The sequence below is a fragment of the Streptomyces sp. NPDC048434 genome (assembly GCF_043200375.1).
Lineage (GTDB): Bacteria > Actinomycetota > Actinomycetes > Streptomycetales > Streptomycetaceae > Streptomyces.
Genome location: NZ_JBICXQ010000004.1, coordinates 284,694 through 308,776, shown reverse-complemented (window position 1 = coordinate 308,776; position 24,083 = coordinate 284,694). Strand labels below are relative to the sequence as shown.

General features: G+C 71.5%; 19 protein-coding genes and 1 pseudogene. 14 read left to right on the top strand and 6 right to left on the bottom strand.

Annotated features, from left to right (window positions below; translation table 11 throughout):
- Positions 1-71 precede the first annotated feature (71 nt).
- From ACGFWI_RS07185 to ACGFWI_RS07175, 3 genes are all read left to right on the top strand, one after another.
- Entirely contained in the window at positions 72-1,700 is a 1,629-nt protein-coding gene (locus ACGFWI_RS07185; protein WP_393904913.1) for an APC family permease, read from the top strand.
- A gap of 362 nt (positions 1,701-2,062) precedes the next feature.
- Positions 2,063-2,896, top strand: coding sequence for a PP2C family protein-serine/threonine phosphatase (locus tag ACGFWI_RS07180; RefSeq protein ID WP_393904912.1), 834 nt, complete (start codon positions 2,063-2,065; stop codon positions 2,894-2,896).
- A gap of 63 nt (positions 2,897-2,959) precedes the next feature.
- Entirely contained in the window at positions 2,960-3,946 is a 987-nt protein-coding gene (locus tag ACGFWI_RS07175; protein ID WP_393904955.1) for an MASE1 domain-containing protein, read from the top strand.
- Between the two features lie 39 nt (positions 3,947-3,985).
- On the opposite strand, the gene ACGFWI_RS07170 is transcribed toward ACGFWI_RS07175, so the two are convergent.
- Positions 3,986-5,047 (bottom strand): ATP-dependent DNA ligase, encoded by a 1,062-nt coding sequence (locus tag ACGFWI_RS07170; protein WP_393904911.1) that lies wholly within the window; start codon positions 5,045-5,047, stop codon positions 3,986-3,988.
- Positions 5,048-5,163: 116 nt separating this feature from the next.
- Here ACGFWI_RS07170 and ligD point away from each other — a divergent pair, with 116 nt between their 5' ends.
- Positions 5,164-6,177 (top strand): non-homologous end-joining DNA ligase, encoded by a 1,014-nt coding sequence (gene ligD, locus ACGFWI_RS07165; protein ID WP_393904910.1) that lies wholly within the window; start codon positions 5,164-5,166, stop codon positions 6,175-6,177.
- Positions 6,178-6,324: 147 nt separating this feature from the next.
- On the opposite strand, the gene ACGFWI_RS07160 is transcribed toward ligD, so the two are convergent.
- From ACGFWI_RS07160 to ACGFWI_RS07150, 3 genes and pseudogenes are all read right to left on the bottom strand, one after another.
- A complete protein-coding gene (locus ACGFWI_RS07160) occupies positions 6,325-7,257 on the bottom strand; it encodes a DMT family transporter (protein ID WP_393904909.1) in 933 nt (310 codons plus the stop codon).
- A 98-nt stretch (positions 7,258-7,355) separates the two neighbouring features.
- On the bottom strand, positions 7,356-8,087 hold the full coding sequence (locus ACGFWI_RS07155) for a FadR/GntR family transcriptional regulator (protein ID WP_393904908.1): 732 nt from the start codon (positions 8,085-8,087) through the stop codon (positions 7,356-7,358).
- 4 nt (positions 8,088-8,091) lie between these two features.
- Positions 8,092-8,469, bottom strand: a pseudogene (locus ACGFWI_RS07150) (enolase C-terminal domain-like protein); the annotation flags it as partial.
- Positions 8,470-8,837: 368 nt separating this feature from the next.
- On the opposite strand from ACGFWI_RS07150, the gene ACGFWI_RS07145 reads away from it, so the two are divergent.
- The 4 genes from ACGFWI_RS07145 to ACGFWI_RS07130 all read left to right on the top strand — a co-directional run bounded on the left by ACGFWI_RS07145 (position 8,838) and on the right by ACGFWI_RS07130 (position 11,794).
- Positions 8,838-9,785, top strand: coding sequence for a fumarylacetoacetate hydrolase family protein (locus ACGFWI_RS07145; RefSeq protein ID WP_393904907.1), 948 nt, complete (start codon positions 8,838-8,840; stop codon positions 9,783-9,785).
- Between the two features lie 126 nt (positions 9,786-9,911).
- On the top strand, positions 9,912-10,124 hold the full coding sequence (locus tag ACGFWI_RS07140; RefSeq protein ID WP_393904906.1) for a hypothetical protein: 213 nt from the start codon (positions 9,912-9,914) through the stop codon (positions 10,122-10,124).
- Positions 10,121-11,365, top strand: a complete 1,245-nt coding sequence (locus ACGFWI_RS07135) for a PP2C family protein-serine/threonine phosphatase (protein ID WP_393904905.1) — start codon at positions 10,121-10,123, stop codon at positions 11,363-11,365. The genes ACGFWI_RS07140 and ACGFWI_RS07135 overlap by 4 nt, the downstream gene beginning before the upstream one ends.
- 153 nt (positions 11,366-11,518) lie before the next feature.
- The gene (locus ACGFWI_RS07130) at positions 11,519-11,794 is read left to right on the top strand and encodes a hypothetical protein (protein WP_393904904.1); all 276 of its coding nucleotides are present in this window, start codon (positions 11,519-11,521) and stop codon (positions 11,792-11,794) included.
- Between the two features lie 55 nt (positions 11,795-11,849).
- Here ACGFWI_RS07130 and ACGFWI_RS07125 read toward each other — a convergent pair whose 3' ends face one another.
- Positions 11,850-13,394, bottom strand: a complete 1,545-nt coding sequence (locus ACGFWI_RS07125; RefSeq protein ID WP_393904903.1) for an AMP-binding protein — start codon at positions 13,392-13,394, stop codon at positions 11,850-11,852.
- A 446-nt stretch (positions 13,395-13,840) separates the two neighbouring features.
- Between ACGFWI_RS07125 and ACGFWI_RS07120 the strand changes: the two genes are divergently transcribed.
- Both ACGFWI_RS07120 and ACGFWI_RS07115 read left to right on the top strand, forming a co-directional pair.
- Positions 13,841-15,925 carry a SpoIIE family protein phosphatase gene (locus ACGFWI_RS07120; protein ID WP_393904902.1) on the top strand — a complete coding sequence of 695 codons (2,085 nt, stop codon included), beginning with the start codon at positions 13,841-13,843 and terminating at the stop codon, positions 15,923-15,925.
- A gap of 318 nt (positions 15,926-16,243) precedes the next feature.
- Positions 16,244-17,701 (top strand): APC family permease, encoded by a 1,458-nt coding sequence (locus tag ACGFWI_RS07115; protein WP_393904901.1) that lies wholly within the window; start codon positions 16,244-16,246, stop codon positions 17,699-17,701.
- A 58-nt stretch (positions 17,702-17,759) separates the two neighbouring features.
- Here the strand turns inward: ACGFWI_RS07115 and ACGFWI_RS07110 are convergent, their stop codons facing one another.
- Positions 17,760-18,098 carry a hypothetical protein gene (locus ACGFWI_RS07110; protein ID WP_393904900.1) on the bottom strand — a complete coding sequence of 113 codons (339 nt, stop codon included), beginning with the start codon at positions 18,096-18,098 and terminating at the stop codon, positions 17,760-17,762.
- A gap of 448 nt (positions 18,099-18,546) precedes the next feature.
- On the opposite strand from ACGFWI_RS07110, the gene ACGFWI_RS07105 reads away from it, so the two are divergent.
- The 4 genes from ACGFWI_RS07105 to ACGFWI_RS07090 all read left to right on the top strand — a co-directional run bounded on the left by ACGFWI_RS07105 (position 18,547) and on the right by ACGFWI_RS07090 (position 24,079).
- Positions 18,547-21,276 carry a SpoIIE family protein phosphatase gene (locus ACGFWI_RS07105; RefSeq protein WP_393904899.1) on the top strand — a complete coding sequence of 910 codons (2,730 nt, stop codon included), beginning with the start codon at positions 18,547-18,549 and terminating at the stop codon, positions 21,274-21,276.
- A gap of 47 nt (positions 21,277-21,323) precedes the next feature.
- On the top strand, positions 21,324-21,719 hold the full coding sequence (locus tag ACGFWI_RS07100; RefSeq protein ID WP_393904898.1) for an SHOCT domain-containing protein: 396 nt from the start codon (positions 21,324-21,326) through the stop codon (positions 21,717-21,719).
- Between the two features lie 136 nt (positions 21,720-21,855).
- Positions 21,856-22,653 carry a DeoR/GlpR family DNA-binding transcription regulator gene (locus ACGFWI_RS07095; protein WP_393904897.1) on the top strand — a complete coding sequence of 266 codons (798 nt, stop codon included), beginning with the start codon at positions 21,856-21,858 and terminating at the stop codon, positions 22,651-22,653.
- Between the two features lie 127 nt (positions 22,654-22,780).
- Positions 22,781-24,079 carry a four-carbon acid sugar kinase family protein gene (locus ACGFWI_RS07090; RefSeq protein ID WP_393904896.1) on the top strand — a complete coding sequence of 433 codons (1,299 nt, stop codon included), beginning with the start codon at positions 22,781-22,783 and terminating at the stop codon, positions 24,077-24,079.
- Positions 24,080-24,083: the final 4 nt, after the last annotated feature.

Here is a 24,083-nt window from a genome sequence, read left to right as displayed (position 1 = left end):
GGGAATTCCTCTTCGGCGATCGTCGAGTAGGGTCCGGCGAGCCGGAACAGTGAATCAAGGAGGCCGTTTCCGTGACGGAGCGTCAGGTATCAGGTGGGGGCGACGGGGCCGGCGCGCCGGAAGTGCTGGCGCAGGAGCGCCGATTGCGCCGTGACCTGGGGTTCTGGGGTCTGACGGGCATCGGTTTCTCCAACATCGTCGGTTCCGGCTGGCTGTTCGCCGCCATGTACGCGGCTCAGACGGCCGGCCCTGCGGCGCTGCTGTCCTGGGTCGGGGCCGGTCTGCTGTGCGGCCTGGTCGCCCTGGTCATGATCGAACTCGGCGCGTCCCGGCCGGAGGGCGGCGGCACGGTCCGCTGGCCGCTGTTCGCCAGCGGCCGGCTCGTCGGCACCCTCATCGGCTGGTCGACGCTGCTGTCGGTGGGCGGAACCGCCGCCGAGATCAGCGCGATCATGCAGTACGCCGCGCACTACCTGCCGGGCATCTACAACGGCCACACCCTCACCCTCTCCGGGCTGGCCCTGGCCACCGGACTCAGCGTCGTGCTGACGGTGCTGAACTGGTTCGCGGTGCGGATGTTCGCCCAACTCAACAACCTGATCTCGGTGTTCAAGATCGTCGTCCCGGTGGTCACGGTGATCGCGCTGATCGCCTCCGGCTGGCACTCCGGCCGCCTGACGGACCACGGCGGTTTCGCACCGTACGGCTATGTCGCCTGCCTGACGGCGCTGGCCGGCGGCGGCATCGTCTACTCCGTCAACGGCTTCCAGGCGCCGCTGGACTTCTCGGGCGAGACCCGCAACCCCCGCCGGACCATCCCCGCCGCGGTCCTCACCGGCATCGGCCTCGCCCTGCTCATGTACCTGGCGCTGCAGCTGGCGTTCCTCTTCACCGTCCCCGAGCATCTGCTCGGCCATGGCTGGCACGGAGTCTCCTTCGACTCACCGTTCGGCCAGCTCGCGCTGATCCTCAATCTGCACTGGCTGGCCAGCCTGCTCTACGCGGACGCGGTGATCTCGCCCGGCGGTTCGGCGTATGTGGGCGTGGCGATCGACGCGCGGCACACCTACGCGCTCGCCAAGAACGGCACCATCCCCCGGTACTTCATGAAGGTCAATGAGCGGTTCGGCATCCCGCGCCGGGCCCTGGCGATCAACCTCCTCGTCATTGTGATCTTTCTGCTGCCGTTCGGCGGCTGGCAGGACATCGTGAGCGTCATGGGCGATATGTATCTGCTGATCTATGCCGCCTCCGCGGTGGCCGTCGCGGTGTTCCGCGCCGAGCCGGGCGGCCACACGGCCGGCTGGGTCCCCGGGCTGCGCTGGATCGCGCCGCTCAGCTTCGTGGTGGCCAGCGAGTTCGTCTACTGGTCGGGCTGGCAGGACCTGCGCCTCGCACTGCCGCTCGTGCTCGGCGGGCTGCTGATCTTCCTGGCCATGCGCCGCCCCGGTGTGCGCGCCGAGGACGACGGCGCCGGCCCGAGCCGCCCGCTCGGTGCCGAACTCCGCACCGGCGCCTGGCTGGTGGTCTACCTCGTCGCCCTGACCGTGATCTCCTGGCTGGGCACGTTCGAGGGCTCCGGCCGGCTCCCGGCACCGTACGACTCGATCACCGTGGCCGTCATGGCGATCGCCGTCTTCTTCTGGGCCGTCCGGTCCGGCGTCGGGCATCTGGCGGTGTCCCGCCCCGCGGGCGCCTGAGCCCGGCCGCGGAGAGCGAAGGGGCGAGTCGGTGGCCGGGGCTGCCCGGCAGGGTTCCGGGCAGCCCCGGCAGGGGATCGCTTCGCACGCACGGCCGGCTGCGGAGGGTGCGGGGCCGGGCTCATGGTGGGTGGGTCGGGCGCCCGCCCCCGCCCCCGGTGTGAGCCGACGACCGGCAGTCGCCTGACGGCCGCGGGGCCGCCGGCCACCCGGCCGCCAAGCGGAAGTCGCACCGCAGAAATAAGATGAATCGGGAAAGGCGGGCTCCACAAGAGCCCCATCAGGCCAGGTCAGGCGGCCACTGCGGACTGCCGTACGGAGCGCGCTCCCTGGCTGTTCACCGATGCACCTTGGAGCGGTCCATGCTTCGGCGTCGTCCCCCGCGGTCGGCGAGTGCTGACGACCTGCTGACCACGCTCGGACGGCTGACCGCTCAGGCACGGGAAGGCGCCGAGAAGCAGCGGGCCCGGGTGGAGCTGGCCGAGGCCCTGCAGCGCGAGATGCTGCCGGCCGCGCTGCCGGGGGTCCCGGGGCTGCGCGCCGCCGCCACCTACGCACCCGCCCGGCACGGACTGGACATCGGGGGCGACTGGTACGACGGCTTCTCCCTGCCGGACGGGTCGCTCGCCTTCTGCATCGGCGACGTCCAGGGGCACGACGTCGAGGCGGCCGCCTTCATGGGACAGATCCGCTTCGGACTGCGCGCCGTCGCCGGCCATGCCGCAGACCCGGGGGAGGTACTGAGCCGGGCCAACGACCTGCTGCTCTCGGTCGACTGCGGGCTCTTCGCGACCTGCACCTTCGTCCGCTTCGACCCGGTCGCCTGGGAGCTGTCCAGCGCCCGGGCCGGTCACGTACCGGGCATCTGGGCCACCACCGACGGCCGGTCCGGACTCGCCGAAGACCCCGGGGGCCTGCCGCTCGGCATCGTGCGGGGCGAAAGGTATCCGGTGACCCACCGCCGGTTCGCCACAGCGGGAGCGTATGTGCTGCTCACCGACGGGGTGGTCGAGGGACCGTCCTTCCCGATAGAGGCGGGGCTGACGCAGGTGACCCGACTGGTCAGCGCCAACGCCGGCGGAGATCCGGCCACGGTGGCCGACGTGGCGATGAGCGTGGCCGAGTTCACCGGGCACACCGATGACTCGGCGGTGATCGTGCTGCGCTTCGACGCGGCCCCGCCCAGAGCCGGGTGAAGCGCGGCGGGGGCGTGCGTGTCGCGGCCGGTGCCCGGCAGTCGGCGTTGTCTGATGGCTGCTGTGGTGCGCACCGAGGAACTCCGCCGTCTCGCACCGGCAGCCCTGACGATCCTCGGCCTCGCCGGCGTCTACTACGCGTCCGCCCGGATCGGTCTGCTGGAGCAGGTGGTCATCGCGGGTGCCGTGGTCACGCCGTTGTGGCCGCCGACGGGCATCTCCCTGAGCTGTCTGCTCCTCCTGGGCCTGCGGACCTGGCCGGGCATCGCTCTCGGCACCCTCCTGGTCGTCGCCACGATCAGCCCGCTCGAAGTCTCGGTGCTCGGGATCATGGCGGGCAACACCCTGGCCCCGGTGTGCTCCTACCTGATGCTCCGCCGGGTGGGTTTCCGGGTCGAACTCGACCGGCTGCGCGACGGGGTGGCGCTGGTCGCTCTCGGCGCCTTCGCCGGGATGGTGATCAGCGCGACGCTGGGCACCGGGATGCTGTTCCTCAAGGGCGCTCTGCCGGCCGGCGGCCTCTGGCGGACCTGGGTGGCGTGGTGGGTGGGCGACGCGATGGGCATCCTCGTCATCACCCCGCTCCTCCTCGCCTGCCGTACGATCCGGCGGCCCCGGGGCATCCCCGGCTACCGGTGGGCCGAGGCGGCAGCCCTGCTGGTCGTCACGGTCGTGGTGTCGCTCGTGGTGACCCGGAGCGAGCTGTCGCTGCTCTTCCTGGTCTTCCCGCTGATCATCTGGGCGGCGCTGCGCTTCCAGCTGGCGGGGGCCGCGCCCTGTGTGCTGGTGGTGTCCGTCCTGGTCATCACCGCGGCGACGGCCCGGAACGGACCGTTCGAGGGCCAGAGCCTGCTGGAGGCGATGATCAATCTGCAGGCCCTCAACGCGTCCGCGGCGCTCACCGCGCTGCTGCTGTCGGCGATCGTCACCGAGCAGAACAGCGTCCGTCGCAAGATCGAGCAGGCCTGCAGCGAACTGGCCGAAGTGGTGGACCGGCTGGCCCCGGGGGAGAGCCGGCGCCGATGGCCGCCGGAGGGTGACCAAAGGTGACCTGACGCCCGGTGGCCTTCAGCGAGCCGTTCCGCCGGGTCAGCCCGGCAGCAGTTGCCCCAGGTCGTAGCCCACCGGCTCCTCCAGCTGGGCGTAGGTGCAGCTCTCCGGCGTCCGGTCGGGACGCCAGTGGCGGAACTGGACGGTATGACGGAATCTGCTGCCCTCCATGTGGTCGTAGGCGACCTCGCACACCCGCTCCGGGCGCAGCGGCACCCACGACAGATCCTTGCCCCCGCTCCACCGGCTGGGCCCGCCGGGCATCCGCCGCGCGGCATGGGCCGTCTCGTCGGTCCACGCGCCCCACGGGTGGCCCGAGACGTCGTCCATCCGCAGCGGTTCCAACTCCTCGACCAGTGCGCGCCGCCGGGCCATCGGGAACGAGGCGCACACCCCGACGTGCTGCAACTGCCCGTCGCCGTCGTGCAGACCGAGCAGTAGGGAGCCGACCACCGGCCCGCTCTTGTGCAGCCGGTAGCCCGCGACCACACAGTCCGCGGTGCGGGCATGCTTGATCTTGAACATGGCACGGTCGCCGGGCCGGTACGGCAGATCGAGCGGCTTGGCGACCACCCCGTCCAGACCCGCCCCCTCGAACTGGGTGAACCAGTTGCGCGCCAGCTCCTGATCCCGCGTCGCGGGCGCGGTGTACACCGGCGCCCCGGCCGGGCGCAGCGCCTCGACCAAGGCCTCCCGGCGCGCCGACTGCGGCTCGTGCAGCAGCGCTTCGGAGCCGAGCGCCAGCAGGTCGAAGGCGATCAGCGAGGCGGGCGTCCGTTCGGCGAGCGTGCGGACCCGGGAGTCCGCCGGGTGGATGCGCTCCAGCAGCTCCTCGAAGTGCAGCCGGCCGGCATGGGCGATGACGATCTCGCCGTCGATGACGCAGCGCGGCGGCAGCTCGGCCCGCGCCGCGGCGACCACTTCGGGGAAGTAGCGGGTGAGCGATTTCGTCGTACGGCTGGCGATCTCGATGTCCTCGCCGTCCCGGAAGACGATGACGCGGAAGCCGTCCCACTTGGCCTCGTACTGCATGCCGGCGGGAATGTCGGTCACCGGCTTCGCGAGCATGGGGGAGACCGGGGGCATGACGGGCAGGTCCATGGTCCCGATCCTGAGGGCTGGGGCCGGTTCCCGCGCGCCGGGAAGGCGCCCCCACGGGCCGCCGGTCCCACCGCTCCCGGCGCGCGGCGGCGGCGCCCGGAATCTAGCGTGGAGTCATGGCCGGAGCCGGAGCTGTCGAGCTGGACGTCGCGGGGCGCACCGTGCGTCTGTCGCACCCCGACAAGACGTATTACCCGGAGCGCGGATTCACCAAGCTGGACGTCGCGCAGTACTACCTCGCCGTCGCCGAGGGGGTGCTGCGGGGGCTGCGTGACCGGCCCACCACCATGCAGCGCTTCCCCGACGGCGTGGAGGGCGAGTTCTTCTACCAGAAGCGGGCGCCCAAGGGGCTGCCGGACTGGCTGCCCACCGCCCGTATCGCCTTCCCCAGCGGACGCTTCGCCGACGAGATGTGTCCCACCGAGCCCGCGGCGGTCCTCTGGGCGGCCAATCTGGGGTGTCTGACGTTCCATCCATGGCCCGTCCGCCGCGGTGACACCGAGCACCCCGACGAGCTGCGGATCGACCTCGACCCGCAGCCCGGCACCGACTTCGCGGACGCCGTCCGGGTCGCCTGCCTCCTGCGCGAGCTGCTGGCGGAGCACGGGCTGCGCGGCTGGCCCAAGACGTCGGGCGGACGGGGGGTGCACGTCTATGTACCGATCCAGCCCCACTGGACGTTCACCGAGGTCAGACGGGCCGCGATCACTCTGGCCCGGGCGCTGGAGCGCCGGATGCCGGACCTGGTGACCTCGGCATGGTGGAAGGAGGAGCGCGGCGCGAAGGTCTTCGTCGACTACAACCAGATGGCGCGGGACCGGACCATCGCCTCCGCCTACTCGCTGCGCGCCCGGCCCCGGGCGACCGTCTCCACCCCGCTGCGCTGGGACGAGCTGTCCGACGCCGCGCCCGAGGACTTCGATCTGCGGACGGTCCCGCCGCGGTTCGCCGAACTCGGCGATGTGCACGCGGACATGGTGGACCACGCCTACGGCCTGGAATCCGTTCTGGAGCTCGCGGACCGTCAGGCGGCGGACGAAGGACTGGGCGACATGCCGTATCCGCCCGACCATCCGAAGATGCCCGGGGAGCCGTCCAGGGTCCAGCCGAGCCGGGCCCGTAAGCGCTGAGGCCCTGGGCCCCGGGGCCTCGGTGAACGGTGGCCCCGGACCCCCTCGTCATCCCGTTGCGTCCCGTTCCGGGCGTGGACGCGCGCGCCGCCCAGGCGAGCAGCATCGGCGTCGGTGCCGAGGGCATGGCACAGGACACCAGGGCGGCTACGGGACCTCCCGGCGACGACGGTCACTACGGTGCGCCGAGCCGTCCGCCGGCCCGGCATCGCCCGGCCCGGCATCGCCCGACCCAGTGCCGGCGCCGTCCGCCCGGCCCGCGCCGATGGATGCCGTGGCCACGGCGGCGATGCCCAGACACTGCACCGGGCCGAGACGCTGACCGAGCAGCAGCAGCCCGACCACGGCGCCGACTGCCGGTTCAAGACTGGTCAGGATCCCGAAGACGCGCGGCGGGATCCGGCGCAGCGCCTCTAGGTTGCAGGAGTACGGCACAACGCTGGAGAGCACCGCCACGGCCGCCGCGAGCAGCAGCACCCGGGGGTCGAGCAGTCGGCTGCCGCCCTGGGCGATGCCGTAGGGGAGGCTGAGCAGTGCGCCCCAGGCGACGGCCAGGGCGAGGCCGCCACCGCCGCTGACCCGTCGGGCGAGCCGGGCCGAGACCAGGATGTACCCGGCCCAGCAGGCGGCGGCGAGCGCGGCGAGCCCGATGCCCAGCAGGCTGAGCGGGGTGCCGCCCTCGCCCAGCAGCAGCACACCGGCCGCGGCCAGCAGCGACCACCACAGATCGGCCGGCCGCCGCGAGGTGGCCAGCGCGATGGCGAACGGGCCGATGAACTCGATGGTGGTGGCCGCGCCCAACGGGATCCGGCCCACGGCCTCGTAGTACGCGAGATGGTGCACGGTGAGGAGGGTCCCGGCGGCGACGATGATGCCGAGGCTGCTGCGCGGCTGACAGTGCCACCGGGGTCGCCACAGCGCGCCCAGGATCACCGCGGCGATCACCAGCCGCAGCATCACCACCCCGGCGGGCCCGATGGCCGGATAGAGGCGCACCGAGAGCGCGGCCCCTCCCTGGAGGCCGACGATTCCGCCGCACACCAGCCCCGGGGCCGGCGCCTTCCCCAGGACGCGCCCCACCGCGGGGGCCGCCGTCCGCTCCGGGGCCGTCCCCCCGGGCGCATCGAGCCCGCTGATCTGTCTCTCCGTCTCTCCCGCCGCCGCAGGACGCCCTTCGCCTACGGCACGTCGTGATCGCGTACCGCGTCGAGCCGTTCCTGGACCCAGGACTCCACATCGCTGACATGACGGGTCGCCGCGGTGAACGCGCCGAGGCTGTCGTGTGCGCGCAGTGCCTTGTAGATGTCCATGTGCTGCTGGTGTGTCCAGGCCAGCACATCGCTCTTGACCAGGGCCCGCCAGATCCGGGCCCGGGCCGTCAGCCGGCTGACCGAGGACGCCAGCGACAGCAGGGTGCGGTTCCCCGTCGCCGCGATGATGTCCGCGTGGAAGGCGAGGTCCTCCCGGACCAGCTCCTCGGGGTCCTGCAGGGTGCGCATCCGCTCGATCCGCGTAAGCAGGCCGTCCAGTGCCGCCTCGTCGATACGGGTGGCCGCCAGCGCGGTCGCGCTCGGCTCCAGCATCTTGCGGCACTCGAACATCTCGCCCAGGCCGGTGTCCTGGGCGAGTTCGAGAAAGCTGCCGATGGCGTTGAGCAGGCGGTCCGGCCGCAGATCGGTGACGAACGTGCCGTCGCCGCGCCGCACTTCGAGGACCCCGGCCATGACGAGCGCGCGCACCGCCTCCCGCAGGGACGGGCGGGACAGCTGCAGCTCGGCGGCGAGCCGGCTCTCCGGAGGCAGCCGCTGGCCGGGCGCGAACTCCCCGGTCTCGATACGGTGCTTGAGCCTGCCGATCGCCTCGTCGACGACGCTCCCGACGCCGTCGCCCCCGTCTCTTCTGGTCGCCATGGCCTCAGGATGTCATCCCGGTCCACACCGCACCGCCGGGGTAGCGGTAGGCCTCCAGGATCTCCCCGCGGATCTGCGCGCTGTAGCCGGGGGCCTCGGGCACCAGATAGCGCGAACCGCGAATGCGCACCGGGTCGTGGAAGTGCTCGTGCAGATGGTCGACGTACTCGATGACCCGGTCGTCCATGGAGCCGCTGACGGCGATGTAGTCGAACACCGAGAGATGCTGGACCAGTTCGCACAGGCCGACCCCACCCGCGTGCGGGCAGACCGGCACCCCGTGCGCGGCGGCCAGCAGCAGTGCGGCCACCGCCTCGTTGACGCCGCCCAGCCGGCAGGCGTCGATCTGGCAGATACCGAGCGCTTCGGCCTGCAGGAACTCGCCGCGATCGGTGCGCTCGGCCTCGCGGCCTTCGGATTCCTCGGTGCCCAGCCGGTCTTCTGGACGGTGCCGCCCACGATCCTCAGCGGCGCCCGGATGGCCGGAACCATCGCACTGATCTCGGGCTTCGGGAACCTCGGCGGATTCCTCGGGCCGTATGTGATGGGCCTGGTCGAGACCGGCACCGGCTCGGGCGCGGCCGGACTGTATGTCATCGGCGCAGTGGTCGCCGCGGGCGCCGTGGTCGTCACCGGCTTCCGCTGGGTGGGCCGCGACGCCCGGCGGCCGGCACAGGTCCCGCGCATCTCGCAGTGAGCCCCCGCCGCCCCACCGATCACCGACAGGGAAGGCCCATGAAAGGGGAGTCCATGACCCGCATCGTGCGCTTCATCGACGACACCGCAAGCGCCCCGGCCGTACAGACCGGAATCGCCGACGACCAGGGGAAAATCCGGGCCTTCCCGGAGGGGACACAGATCGCCGATCTGCTCCGGCTGCGCGCCGCCGCGTTGCGCGATCTGGCCGAGGCCACCGCGGCCGGCCGCCCCACCCACACCGAGCACGAGGTGCTGCTGCTGCCGCCGCTGGACGGGCGGATGGAACTGTGGGCGGCCGGTGTCACCTATGAGCGGTCCCGCGCCGCGAGGGTTGCCGAGAGCACCGAGCAGACGGTGTACGAGCGGATCTACGACGCCGAGCGGCCGGAGCTGTTCTTCAAGGCCGTGCCCTGGCGGATCGTCACGGACGGCGAGCCGGTCGCCCTCCGTGCGGACTCCCCGCTCAATGTGCCCGAGCCGGAACTCGGACTGGTCGTCAACCGGCACGGGGAGACCGTCGGCTGCCTCATCGTCGACGATGTCAGCTCCCGCTCCATCGAAGGCGAGAACCCGCTCTACCTCCCGCAGGCCAAGATCTACGCCGGCAGCTGTGCGGTCTCCGCGGCCCTCGTCCCCGCATGGGAGATCACCGACCCCGGCGCGCTGGAGATCGCCCTCGTGGTGCGCCGGGGCGGTGGCATCGCGTACGAGGGCACGACCTCCACCGCCGCCTTCCACCGGACACCGCACGAGCTCGTCGGGCATCTGCGGCGCGGCCAGCCCTTCCCCGACGGCGTGGTGCTCTCGACCGGCACCGGCATCGTGCCCGAGCTGGACTTCACCCTGGCCGCCGGAGACCTCGTGGAGATCACCATCGAGGGCCTCGGCACCCTCACCAACACCGTCACCGACGAGCTCGCCGACCTGGACTGGCTGGTCGAGGCGGCCGACCGTCCGGAGATCCGGCGCGCCCACCGCCGACCGCGCGGGGACGACTGACCCGAACGGGGGTATCCGCCGCGGCGGCCACCGGGCGGGACCGGCCTCGTCGTTCGCGTGCCGACGGGGCGTACGGACTCGGTTCCCGTCATGCGCGCGCCCGGTCCGGACGGGAACATTCCGCACGTGGCGCACGACAGGAACGCACCGGAGGCGAACCACCAGCACGCACCGGGAGCACAGCGGGACGCCGGGACGGGAGCGGCGAAGGAGACGCTCTCGCCGGCGGCCGTGCGCGTCACGGCGTGGACGATCTTCATCGACCCGATGTTCCCGGCCGCGCTCACACCCCTGCCTCCCGGGACCCGGGTCCCCTCGCCGGACGCAGGCAGCACGTGAGCGCGTTCCCGGTCGACTATGCGGCGGTCTTCCAGGCGCTGCCGGGCGGAGTGCTGCTGCTCACCCCGCAGTTCGTGATCGCCGACGTCAACGAGGCCCTGCTGCGGCGGTCCGGGCGCGAACGCCATCAGCTGGTCGGCCACCTGCTCTTCGAGGTGTTCCCCGAAAACCCCGACGACCCGGACGCAACCGGTATGCGCAATCTCCGGGCGTCCCTGGAACGTGTCGTGGCCACCTGCGCGAGCGACACCATGGCGCTGCAGCGTTACGACGTCGAGGCCCGGGGCCGGTCGGGGGCGTTCGAGGAGCGCTACTGGAGCCCGGTCAATGCTCCCGTGCTCGACGCCGAGGGGCGGGTCCAGCTGATCGTGCACCGGGTCGAGGAGGTCACCGAGATCGTCCTGGCCGGCGCCGGCGCCGGCGCCCGCGCCCGTGCCCGCGGCGGCGACCGGGAGCGGATGGAGGCCGAGCTGTTCACCCGTGCCCAGGATCTCCAGGAGGTCAACGACCGGCTCCGGCAGTCCCATGCACAGGAGCGGGAGGTGGTGCTGGCCCTCCAGGAGGCGATGCTGCCCGCGCCCCGGCCCGTGGGGCATCACCGGGCCGCATTGCGCTACCGGCCCGCGATCGGCGCGCTCAATGTCTGCGGCGACTGGTACGACCTGGCCGATCTGCCCGGGGACCGGATGGCCGTGGCTGTCGGCGATGTCGTCGGCCACGGTCTGGCCGCCGCCTGCGTCATGGGCCAGCTCCGCAGCGCGCTGAGTGCCGCCACCAGGGTCGCCGACAGCCCCGCCAGGGCGCTGGAGGTACTGGGCATCTACGCCCGCTCGGTGGACGGCGCGGAATCCACCACCGCGGTGCAGGCCATCATCGACTGGACCACCCACACCATCGCCTACAGCAGCGCGGGCCATCCACCGCCGGCGCTGCTGCACCCGGACGGCACCGTGGTGCTGCTGGACGAGGCGACCGACCCGCCCTTGGGGGCGCGGCCCGAGCATGTGGACCGCCCGGAGGCGTCTGTCGACTTCACCGAAGACGCCGTGCTGGTCCTGTACACGGACGGGCTGATCGAGCGCCGCCACGAGGACGTCGACGTCGGACTGGCGCGGCTGGCCGACGCGCTGACGCGGCACCAGGGTGCCGGCGCCGAGGCGCTCGCCGACGCGCTGCTGGCGGATCTGCTGCCGCCCGGCGGCGCCACCGACGATGCGGCCCTCGTCATCATCCGGCTCTGAGCCGGGTGTTCACCAGGTGGTTTTGCCGATCCATTACCGCGAGTGGAGCAATTCTTGGGGCCGTTGGAGTGGCTGTTCGTCGTGTCTGCAGGGTTTCCGGCGGGACGCGGTACTCATCGAATGTCAGATTTCCTGCCAAACAGGAGAAACGCAATGCGCAAGTTCATAGGCCGCTCCGTGGCCGCCGCGGCGATTGCCGCCGCCACCGTCGTCCCGCTCGCCGGCATGGCTTCGGCCGCACCTCAGGCGCCGGCCGCATCGTCCCAGGGTGACCACCACGGTCGTCACCACCACAGGCACCACTGCCACCACCACGGCGGCTTCGACCGTTTCGACAATGGCCGCTTCGGCGGCTTCGGCGGCTTCGGCGGCTTCGGCCGCTTCGGGGGCTTCGGGGGCTTCCCCTTCGGCCTGCTGGGCATCCTCTGACCTGCAGTAGTACTGACAGGCCGCCGCAGCCCTCAGCTGCGGCGGCTCGTCGCTGTCATCCCGCGGTGCCGGCCTCCTGCTCGGCCCGCCGGCGCAGCTCCTTCTTGTCGGGCTTTCCGGCATCGGTCAGCGGCAGCGACTCGACAAAGGTGATCCGGGCCGGTTCGTACATCGCACCGCGTTCCGCGCAGACCATCTCGCGCAGCTGCTGCCCGTCGACGATGCTGCCGGGCGCCCGCACCACCACGGCGTGCACCCGCTCCATGCGGTCGGCGTCACGGACACCGAACACGGCGCTCTGCAGTACCTGCGGGTGCGAGTTCAGCAGGTCCTCCAGTTCCGTGGTGTACACATGGCCGCCGACCACGACGATCATGTCCTTGAGCCGGTCGACGATCGTCAAGTACCCCTCGTCGTCGAGGAATCCGACGTCCCCCGTGTGCAGCCAGCCGTCCCGCAGCACCTCGGCGGTCAGCGCGGGCTGCTTCCAGTACCCCTTCATGATCATGGCGGAGCGGACGCAGATCTCGCCGTGCTCGCCGGCCGGCAGATCGCGACCCGATTCGTCGCGGATCGCCACCTCGACATCGGGCAGCAGCTTCCCCGCCGAACGCAGCCGCTCGGGGCGCTGCGGGTCGTGGTCCTCCTGGCTGAGCATGCTGATGCCGCCGGCCTCGTTCTGCCCGTAGCCCTGCATCAGCACCGGCCCGAAGGCCCGTACCGCGTCGGCTATCCGGGCCGGGGATGCCTGGCAGCCGCCGTAGGTCAGCATCTGCAGGCTGGAGGTGTCGGTGTGCCGGGCGTCCGGGTGGTCCATCAACTGGTAGAGCAGCGGCGGCAGCAGGAACATCTCGGTGATGCGCTCGCGTTCGATGGCGGCGAGCGCGGTGCTCGGGTCGAAGTCGTCGAGCAGGACGACCGTGCCGCCCGCGTGCAGCGTGCTGTCGGCCATCAGGCCGGCGGCGTGTGCCAGGGTGGTGCAGACCAGCTGCCGGTGCTCGGACTCCGGCTGCTGGAGCACTCCGTGGAACCAGCGTGCCTGCTCGAAGGTGGTGCAGATGCCCTTCGGATGGCCGGTGGTGCCGCCGGTGTGGCGGATGGTGCAGACGTCGTCGGGCCGGGCCCGGCTCGCGAACGGCTCGTCGGACTGGCCGGCCGCCAGCTCCAGCAGATCCGTGCCCACCTTGGCGGGACCGAGGACGAGGATGTCCGCCACCGGCGCCAACTCGGTGACCTCGGCGGCACGTTCGGCATAGCGCGGGTCGACGATCAGGGCGCGGGTCTCGACATCGCGGACGATGTCGGCCTGGGATTCGGCGGACAGCTTGTTGTAGAGGTAGTTGACCCGGGCGCCGATCAGGTTGGCCGCGTAACGGGCGGCGATGATCTCCGGCAGGTTGCCGCTCAGTAGCGTGACGGTCGTTCCGCGGTCGATGCCCTGGGCGCACAGTGCCCGTGCCATGCGGTGGACCAGTGCGCGGAACTCACCTGCTGTGACGCGGCGGCCTTGGTGCACCAGGGCCTCACGCGCCGGGTCGGCGCTAAGTACATCGAGGTTCTCCTCTACATAGGTACGGAATGTCGGGGCGGCGATGGGCATGGGGGGAGGCTTCCTCCTGACGTCGGCGGGCACGGTCGGCCACGCCGGATGCGGTATACATGTATTTAGTTGCTAGAGGCAACTAATGCCAGGGTAGTCGCTGTCGATCAACATCTCCAAGTCGGACGGTGACGTACGGAGAGCCCCCGGCGGCCGCGCTGCGGAGCCGGCTTTGTGGTCTCAGGCCACCGCCCCGCAGGCCCGTACCGCACGCGCGTCCGGAATCATCGCCCCGAATATCGCCAACAAGGTCGCCGACCTGGGAACAGCGACGGATAATGCTCGCTCGCGCACGGGGCGCCGATGCCCTGCGGATCTCGCTCTCCCTGCGGGTCCGTCCCGTGTCGAGAGATGATGGAAGGCAACGGAAGCACAGCGAGAACCGGCCGATGTACGGAGAGCGCCACGGCTGTCGGTCAGCGGTGACCGGCGGAAGGAGTGCCTGGATGGGTGCGACCGACGCGTTCCCCGAGGGCGCCGCCCCGGTCGGGGCCACGCCGGGGCAGCCCGGCGGCCTGCTGGATGTACTGGGCGTGGCCGCCGTGATGCTGGACGCGGACGGGCGGATCACCCTGTGGAGCCCCCAGGCGGAGCAACTCTTCGGCTGGAGCGCGGAGGAGGCGCTCGGCCGGCCCGCGGCGCAGCTGCTGGTCGGACCGGAACACTTCGATCTGGTGCTGAGTCTCTTCTCCCAGGTCATGGCGGGCGGCGAGAGCTGGGCGGGGGTCTTCCCGGTCCAGCACAAGGACGGCAGCACCCGGCTCGTCGAATTCCGCAACATGCGGCTGCTGGACGAGCGCGGTGAGTCCTACGCCCTGGGCATCGCCACCGACCAGGCCGTGCTGCGGCGGGTCGAGCGGGATCTGGCGCTGTCCGTACGCCTCGTCGCCCAGTCGCCGATCGGCCTGGCGGTCCTCGACACATCGCTGCGCTTCGTCATGGTCAATCCGGCGCTGGAACGCATCAACGAGCTGCCCGCCGACCAGCACCTCGGTCACGATGTCCGGGAAGCGCTGTCCTTCCTGGACGCCGACGCCATCGTCGACGGCATGCGCCAGGTTCTCGACACCGGAACCCCGCTGCTCGACCAGTTCACCCTCGGCCGCACCGCTGCCGATCCGCACGCCGACCGCGCCTGGTCGGTGTCGTACTACCGGCTGGAGGACGCCCACGGCCGGGTGCTGGGGCTGGCCACGTCGGTCGTGGACGTCACCGAGCAGCACCGCGCCGCCACCGAGGCCGCCCGCGCCCGCAGGCGGCTGGCCGTCATCGCCGACGCCTCCGCAACCGTCGGTACCACCCTCGACGTCGACCAGACCGCCCATGAACTGGCCGACGTCATCGTGCCCGAGCTGGCGGACCTGGCCGCGGTCGACGTCCTCGATGCCGTGCTCGACGGCCGGCGCCCGACCTCGCTCTCCCGCGGCGGCCCGGCCCGCTTCCGGGCGCTCGCGGTGGCCACGGCCTACTCCACCGAGGCCGTCCGCGCCGCCGACCCCACCGGCCAGATCGCCTCCTATGAAGCCGACCGGCTGATCACCCGCTGTGTGACCGAAGCCCGTCCGGTGCGCATCCCGCACGTGGGCCCGGACGATCTGGAGCACATCGCCGCGGACCCGCAGGGCGCCGCTCTCCTGGGAAAGGCCGGGCTGCACTCCTATCTGGCCGTCCCGCTCATCGCCCGCGGTGAGGTCCTCGGCGCGCTGTCGCTGTACCGCGTCCGCAACCCGGAGCCGTTCGACGAGGACGACGCGGTGCTCGCGGTCGAGCTGGCCGCGCGGGCAGCGGTCTGCATAGACAACGCCCGCTCCTACCAGAGCGAACGCCGCACCGCGCTCACCCTCCAGCGCCATCTGATGAACCACCGGCCGCCGCAGCCCACGGCCATGGAGATCGCCTACCGCTACCAGCCCGCCCAGGCGGCCAGTGAGGTCGGCGGTGACTGGTTCGATGCCATCCCGGTGACCGGCGACAAGACCGCGCTGGTGGTCGGCGACGTCATGGGCAGCGGCATCAACGCCGCCGCCACCATGGGCCAGTTGCGCACCACCACCCGCGCGCTGGCCGACCTCGACCTCGACCCGGCCGAGGTGCTGCGCCACCTCGATCACATCGCCGGCGGTCTCGATCCGGCCTTCGCCACCTGCCTGTACGCCGTGTACGACCCGCACCGCGCCCTGTGCCGGGTCGCCGTCGCCGGGCATCTGCCACCCATCGTGGTACGCCCGGACCGGGCTCCCGAGCTGCTCGATCTGCCCACCGGCGCACCGCTCGGCGTCGGGGGCGTCCCCTTCGAGCAGACCACGGTTCCGCTCCGCGACGGCGATCTGCTGGTGCTCTACACCGACGGTCTGATCGAAACCCGGGACCAGCCCATCGACGCCCGCCTGGACGACCTCCTGGAGCTGCTGAGGGAGCCCGAGCAGGATCTGGAGGACCTCTGCGACCGCCTCCTGGGCGCGCTGCGCGATGAGCACGACCACGACGATGTCGCGCTGCTCATCGCCCGTGTGCACGCGCACGAGGACTGACCGCACCGGCAGCGGGTTTCGGCGGAACCGCAACGGATTCGGCGGTGTCCCTGTCGGATGCCGCATCGCCCTTCCGGCCGCGAAATCCGCTCCTCATCCGCGATTTGGTCGTGGATAAGCGTTCCGGTGGCCCGGTAATGCTACGGATTTCGTTGTCTCAAGGCCTTAACAAGACCTTGACGTGGGTCGTCGGCAGGGGTTTTATTCGGTCACCAAAGCGGGACCTGCGGATGTCCGGGTTCAGAACGCTTTGCGGCGTTCCTCCTCCAGGACGCAGCCCCCTCCTGCCGCCAGCACCGATGGGATACGGATACCGATATGCCCTACACGCCTGTTGCCTCCGCAGCTCCTGAGCGGGTCACCCGCAGTGCGACGGAGGGGGATGCCCCCGGCGCCCCCAAACTCACCAGGTCGATCGGTGTGGTCGGCGGCACCCTGCTCACGCTGTCCTGTCTGACCCCGGCGTCCTCGCTCTTCGTGATCGTGCCGGACTCGTTCGCCAGCCTGGGCACGGGCACCGCACTGACCATCGCCGTCGCGGCACTGCTGTGTATCGGGGTGGCCTTCACCTACTCCGAGCTCGGCACGCTGATACCGAGCTCCGGTGGCGAGTACGCCATGGTCGGCACGCTCATGGGGCGCCTCGCAGGGTGGCTGGTATTCATCCTCTCGCTGATCGTCGTCATGATCGTGCCGCCCATCATCGCCCTGGGCACGGCCGACTATCTGGCACCGATCGTCCATCTCGATCCGCAGTACACCGCTGCCGGTGTGATGCTGCTGGCCACCGCGATGGGTCTGCTCGATCTGCGTGCCAACGCCTGGATCACCGGCATCTTCCTGGTGCTGGAGGTCGTGGCCTGCGCGGTCGTCGCCTTCCTCGGTTTCACCCACGCCCACCGGTCCGCTTCCGTGCTCGTGCACCCCGTGATCGACGCCGGGCACGGACACAGCTCCGCGGTCACCGCAGGCCTCCTCGTGACTGGCCTGGCCACCGCGCTCTTCATCCTGCAGGGCTTCTCCACCGCCGTGTACCTCGCCGAGGAGATGGAGAACCCCCGCCGCAACGTCTCCCGTACGGTGCTGTGGACCCTCGGCATCGGCGCGGCCGTCGTCCTGATCCCGGTGGTCGCAATCACCCTCGGCGCCCCCGACCTGAAGACCCTCGGTGCCGGTGATGTCGCCGGCATGGTGCGGGACTGGAGCAACTCGGGTGTCGGCACGTTCGTCAGCCTGTGTATCGCTCTGGCGATCATCAACGCGGCGATCGTGATGGTGATCCAGAACTCCCGTGTGGTGTTCTCCTCGGCGCGTGACGCGGCCTGGCCGACGGCGGTCAACCGCGTCTTCTCGCACGTCGGCCGGCGCTTCGGCTCCCCCTGGGCAGCCACTCTCGCGGTGGGTGTCCCCGGGGCGGCCCTGTGCTTCGTCAACCTCGACACCCTGAGCGAGGTCACCGGCGTGGCCGTCGCCGCGATGTATGTCTTCGTCGCCCTGGGCGCCCTGGCCTCGCGCCGTGGCGAGCACAAGCACCGGCTGGCCTGGCGGATGCCGCTGTGGCCGGCCGTCCCGGCGCTGCTGATCGTGGTGCTGGCCTGGGTGCTCTACCAGCAGAGCACGACGAGTCTGGTCGTCACCGGCGTCATCGTGGCCGTCGCCGCGCTGTACTGGGTGTGCTATCTCCGGCCGCGCCAGGAGACGCACTGGGTGATCTCGGTTCCCGAGGATGAGCAGGCTCCCGTCGAGGCGCCGTCCTCGGCCACGATGCCTGCGTAGGGCCCTGAAGGCCCCAGAACCGCCCGCCCGGGCCTGTTACTCGGGCGGGCTTTCTCTTTTACTGACCGGCGAGCCGGGAGAGCGCGAGCGCGTCCAGCAGAAGGCAAACGTGGTCGACGGCGTCCCGCCCGGCCGGGCCCTCGGCCACCGGCGCGTCGTCGAGCAGCCCGGCGGTCGCCTGCAGCAGCTTCAGCAGCCGCTCGTTCGCGTCGGCCGCCGTTTCCGCGTGCGCCAGGACGGACCGGAGCTGCTCGCCCGTGAGCGGCTGACCGGTTTCGAGGAAGCGGAACAGCGCGACGGCGGCTCGGCGGTCGGCGTCGTTCGGCTTCCACAGTCCGAGCGCGTGGTGGTCGATCAGCGCGGCCGCCTCGGCTCGGATCTCCTCGGGAACATGCATGCCCACGAACGTCTCATACCGTTGCGCCGGGCCGAATGACGGCATAGAGGACCGCGGGACCACCCGCGGGCCGGCTCCGGGCCCCGGCGAGACCGGCTGACCAGGCATGTTGTGTCGGCGCCTGGCTCACCCGACCGGCACAGGCCCGTCAGGCAAGCGGCCGGGCCTGTGGGAAGAGTTACATGCACCCTTCCAGCCTTGGGCGATTTGTTCCCGGTGACGTGGCGCGATGTGGCTGCCGGGTATGTCCCCTTCGTTAAAGAGGTTCGCATATGCGTAGCAGTAAAACCTACCCGGAGGTCTTCCCGCCCTCTGGCGCCCGGCCGCCGATCACGGGACGATCCTCGGACAGCCCGTGGAGTCGCCCGGCGCAGCGCGGGCCCTGACTGCTGCTGCGCTCCGCATCGCGCGGCTCGCCCACCGTATGCGGGAGGTGTAGAAAGAGGACATGGCCGGACGCTACGGCCGCCCGCGTTCGGTTCTCAGGATGCGAACTGTCGCAGGTCAGGTCTTTCTCCTGCAGGTGGCGATCGTGGTGTTGCTCGTCGCCGCCGCCATCGCAGCGCTCGTGCTGCAGTCCAGGGCCGACGGAGACCGCGAAGCCCGCAACAGGTCCGTCGCCGTGGCGGAGGCCTTCGCGAATGCGCCGGGCATCGATACGGCCCTGAAGAGCGCCCATCCGACCTTGGTGCTGCAGCCGCTGACGGAGGCCGCCCGTAAGCGCTCCGAGGTGGACTTCATCGTCGTGATGAACACCCACGGCATCCGCTACACCCACCCGATCCCCAACCGGATCGGCAAGAAGTTCGTCGGCACCCTGCAGCCGGCGCTGGCCGGCCGGGTGGTCACCGAGAAGATCACCGGCACCATCGGGCCGCTCGTCCAGGCGGTGGTGCCGGTCTTCGGCCACAGCGGTAAGGACAAGGGAAAGGTCATCGGGCTGGTCTCGGCCGGTATCACCGTCAACCGGGTGAGCGGTGTCGTCGACGACCAGTTCCCGCTGCTGTTCGGCGCCGCCGCCGGCGTCCTCCTCCTCACCACCGGCGGTACGGCGCTGGTGAGCCGGCGTCTGCGGCGCCAGACCCACGGTCTGGGCCCCGCCGAGATGACCCGGATGTACGAGCACCACGACGCGGTGCTGCACGCGGTACGCGAGGGCGTGATCATCGTGGGCGGCGACAGCTGTCTGCTGCTCGCCAATGACGAGGCGCGCCGGCTGCTCGACTTGCCGCCGGACGTCGAGGGACGCGCGGTCGCCGAGCTCGGACTCGACCCCGCCACCGCCCACCTGCTGGCCTCCGGCCGGGTCGTCACCGACGAGGTCCACCCGGTCGGCGAGCGGCTGCTGGCCATCAACCAGCGCTCCACCGACCAGGCCGGCGGACCGCCCGGCAGCGTCACGACGCTGCGCGACACCACCGAGCTCCGGGCACTCACCGGCCGGGCCGATGTGGCCCGCGGCCGTCTGAAGCTGCTCTACGACGCCGGTACCGAGATCGGCACCACTCTCGATGTCGTGCGCACCTGCGAGGAGCTCGCGGAGTTCGGCGCGACCCGTTTCGCCGACGTCGTCACCGTCGACGTGGCCGAGGACGTGCTGATCGGCGAGGAGCCGACGGCCCCCACGGGCGCGGCCATCGAGATGCGGCGGACGGCCACCAGCGGCGCCCCGGCGGACAGCGGCCTCTACCCCGTCGGCAAGCTGATCCGCTTCGAACCGGCCACCACCCTCGGCGCCAGCCTCAGCAGCGGCAAGGCGGCTCTCGAAGCGGATCTGGCGGCGTTCTCCGGGTGGCATCTGCAGAGTCCCGGCCGGGCCAGGAAGATCGTCGCGCACGGCATCCATTCGAGGATCGCGGTGCCGCTGCGCGCCCGCGGCGTCATCCTGGGTGTGGCGATCTTCTGGCGCTCCCACAAGCCGGAGCCGTTCGAGGACGAGGAACTCTCCCTCGCCGAAGAACTGGTCGCCCGTGCCGCGGTGAGCATCGACAACGCCCGCCGCTACACCCGCGAGCACACCATGGCGGTCACCCTGCAACGCAGCCTGCTGCCGCGCGGCCTGCCGGAGCACAACGCCGTGGAGGCCGCCTACCGCTATCTGCCCGCGCAGGCCGGTCTCGGCGGGCTCGGCGGCGTCGGCGGTGACTGGTTCGACATCATCCCGCTGCCCGGCGCCCGGGTGGCGCTCGTCGTCGGCGACGTCGTCGGGCACGGTCTGCATGCGGCCGCCACCATGGGCCGGCTGCGCACCGCCGTCCACAACTTCGCCAACCTGGACCTGCCGCCCGACGAGATCCTCTGGCACCTCGACGAACTCGTCACCCGCATCGACCAGGACGAGGGCGCCGAGGAGGTCGAGGGCTCGGTCACCGGAGCCACCTGCCTCTACGCGATCTACGACCCGGCGTCAGGGAACTGCACCATGGCGCGCGCCGGGCACGTCCAGCCCATGCTGCTGCTGCCGGACGGCACCGCCGAGGTCGCCGATGTGCCCGGCGGCCCGCCCCTCGGCCTGGGTGGCTTGCCGTTCGAGACCTGGCAGCGGCAACTGCCCGAGGAGACCCGTCTGGTGCTCTTCACCGACGGGCTCGTCGAGGACCGGAACCGGGACCTCGACGAGGGCATGGCGCTGCTGAGCCGTACGCTGTCCGACCACCCCGGCCGGACACCGGACGAGACCTGCGAGGCGGTGCTCGGCGCGCTGTTGCCGGAGCGCCCCAGTGATGACATCGCGCTGCTCGTTGCGCGCACCCGGGTGCTGGACACCGCGCATGTCGCCGACTGGGACGTGCCGCCCGATCCCTCGGCCGTGGGCCAGATACGGGCCGCGGCGGTCCACAAGCTGATCGAATGGGGCCTGGCGGAGGAAGCGTTCACCGCCGAGCTGATCCTGAGCGAGCTGGTCACCAACTCCATCCGGTACGCCGCGGGACCCATCCGCGTACGGCTGATCCGTGACACCACCCTGATCTGTGAGGTCTCCGACCGCAGCAGCACCTCGCCGCATCTGCGGCAGGCCGCCACGACGGACGAGGGCGGCCGCGGCCTCTTCCTGGTCGCCCAGCTCGCCGAACGCTGGGGGACCCGCTACACGGCCAGTGGCAAGGTCATCTGGACGGAGCAGGCGCTCACCGGGATCGATCTGGTCGCGGAGGAGACCGGCGGAGAGGATGCTTGAGGGGACGGAATGAGGCCGGGGGCCCCGTGTGTCACGAGGAGGCCGTGATGGATTACCCGCTGCTCAACGCATTCTGGACCATGTGCCTGATCTTCGTCTGGATCCTGTGGCTGGTCCTGCTGTTCAGGATCATCGGCGACATCTTCCGCAGCCGGGACCTCAACAACTGGGCCAAGACAGGGTGGCTGGTCCTGGTGATCGTGGTGCCCTTCCTGGGCGTCTTCGTCTACGTGCTGGTGCGTGGCCACGGGATGAGCGATCGGGAGGTGGCTCAGGCCGAACGACAGCAAAAGCAGCTGCAGGCCTACCTTCGCGACACCGTCACGACCGGTGACGAGGCGGGCGGGCACGCGGACTCCCTGGCGAAACTCGCCGAGTTGAAGAACCACGGCGACATCACGGAAGAGGAGTTCCAGAAGGCCAAGGCGAAGATTCTCGCCTGACCGCGGAGACCAATGCAGCGGTGGCCACCGCTGTTGCTGCCTCGACTGCTAGCCTCAAATTGCGCGAAACGCGCAACTTGCCGGGCCTCCCTCGCGGGCGCCCGGCAGGTGACGGCAGACAGAGGCGGGCAGTGAAGTGACCAGTGGGGAACGCTCGGCCACCCGGCGCCGACGGGAGCGGATGGTGGAGCTGCTCGGCGCCGGCGACATCAGCGTGCACGATCTCGCCGCCGAGTTCGACGTCTCGCTGTCCACCGTCCGCCGAGACCTCGCCACCCTGGCGGCGCTCGGCCGGATCACCCGCACCTACGGCGGCGCGGTCGACCACCGAGCGGTGGAGCGCTCCTGGCACGACAAGGAACGCGAACAGCGGGGCGAGAAGGACGCCATCGCCCGCACCGCCGCCGCGCTGGTCCGCAGCGGCGATGTCGTGCTCCTCGACGCGGGCACCACCGTCGCCCGGCTGGCACACGAGCTGCGGGACCGTGGCGACGTCACGGTCGTCACCAACGGCCTGTCCACGCTCGTCGAGCTGGCGGACGCGGAGGTGGAGGTCGTGGTGCTCGGCGGCCGGCTGCGGCGCCCCAACGAGTCGCTGCTGGGCACCCGGACCGAACAGGCGCTGCGCCGGCTCACCCCGGACATCGCCTTCCTCGGCGTCGACGGTCTCGACCCCCGCCGCGGCATCAACTGTCCCGACCCCGAACAGGCCGCGCTGAAGGAGACGATGGCCGAGTGCGCCCGTGCCGCCTGGGTGCTCGCCGACCACTCCAAACTCGGCGGGGGAGGGGGCTTTCCTTACTGGGCGGCGATGCCGGCGGGGACGGGCCTGATCTCCGGGGGCGACGAGCGGGAGCTGGCCGCGTTCGCGGCTGCGGGGTGGTCGGTGCACCCCGCCGTGGACGGTGTCCCGGACCCTGCCGAGAGCGCCTGACTGCACACCTCTTGACAGCCCGTTCGGCGAGTGGCCACTCTGAGTTGCGTGAACCGCGCAATCAATAATGCGTGGTCCGGTCACTTCGGGGTCAACGGCGGCACCGGAGCCGACAGGAGGAGACCTCGTGGCCCAGGTGCTCGTCATCGCGGACGACCTCACCGGCAGCAATGCCACCGGCGCGCTCTATGCGCGACTGGGCCTGCGGGCCGTCACCGTCGGCGCGCTCGCCCAAGTGGAGCGCTACGCGGACCGGGTGGACGTCCTCGTCGTCAACACCGCGTCACGGCACTGGCCCCCGGCCCGCGCCTACGCGGCCGTCCGGGACGCCGCCGGGACCGCGGGCGACGCGCCCCTGATCGTCAAGCGCGTCGACACCACTCTGCGCGGCAACCCGGGCAGCGAACTCGACGCGCTGGTGGAGGTCCTGGCCGCCCGTGAGCCCTCGGCCAGGATCCGGACGCTGGCCGTCCCCGCCTTCCCCGACGCCGGCCGGAGCACGGTCGGCGGACTGCATCTCGTCGACGGCGTCCCGCTGACCCGTACGGCCGTGGCAAACGACCCGTTCGACCCCGTCCGGCACTCCCGGGTCGCGGCCGTGCTCGGCGCACAGAGCAGGCGCAGCACGGACGAACTCGCCCTGGACGTGGTGGAGCGGGGCCCCGACGCGGTGGCCGCCGCGCTGCGGGAGAGCCCGGCCGAGGTCGTGGTCTGCGACGCCACCGAGAACGCACATCTGCGGACGGTCGCGGTGGCCGCCGCCCGCCTCGCCGTCGAGGACGGGATCCGCTGGGTCGCGCTCGACTCGGGCCCGTTCGGCGCCGCCCTCGCCGACGAGCTGGGCCTGCGGCCCGCAGGCGGCCCACCCGCCCGCATCCTGGCGGTCGTCGGCAGCGTCACCGACCGCACCCGCACGCAGCTCACCCGCACGGAAACCGCCCTCGGCGCCCGCTGGGCCGACCTCGACCCCGCCGCGCCCGACCCCGCCGCGGTGCTGGCGGAGTTGCGCGCGGCGGCGGGGGAGGGCGCCACGGTGCTCGGCGTCCGGGTGGCCCCCGAACCGCCGGCCACCGCCACCGGATCCGCTCCCGTGCCCGCTCCCGACGCCGCCGCCCGCATCCTGCGCGCCCTCGCCGAGATCGCCCGCCGCGCGGTCATCGAGCTGTGCCCCGGAGGCCTGTACGCCTCGGGCGGCGATGTCGCCGCCGCGGTCACCTCGGCACTGGGAGCCGACGGCTTCGCCATCGAGACCGAGGTGCTGCCGCTCGCCATCGCCGGACACCTGGTCGGCGGCCCGCACGACGGACTGCTCTTCGCCACGAAGGGCGGCCTGATCGGCGGCCCCGACGCCGCCCGCGACTGCCTGGAGCACCTGCGGGCGGCCTGCACCCGGCACACCCTCGGCCCCACCCTGAGCACGACCTGAACAC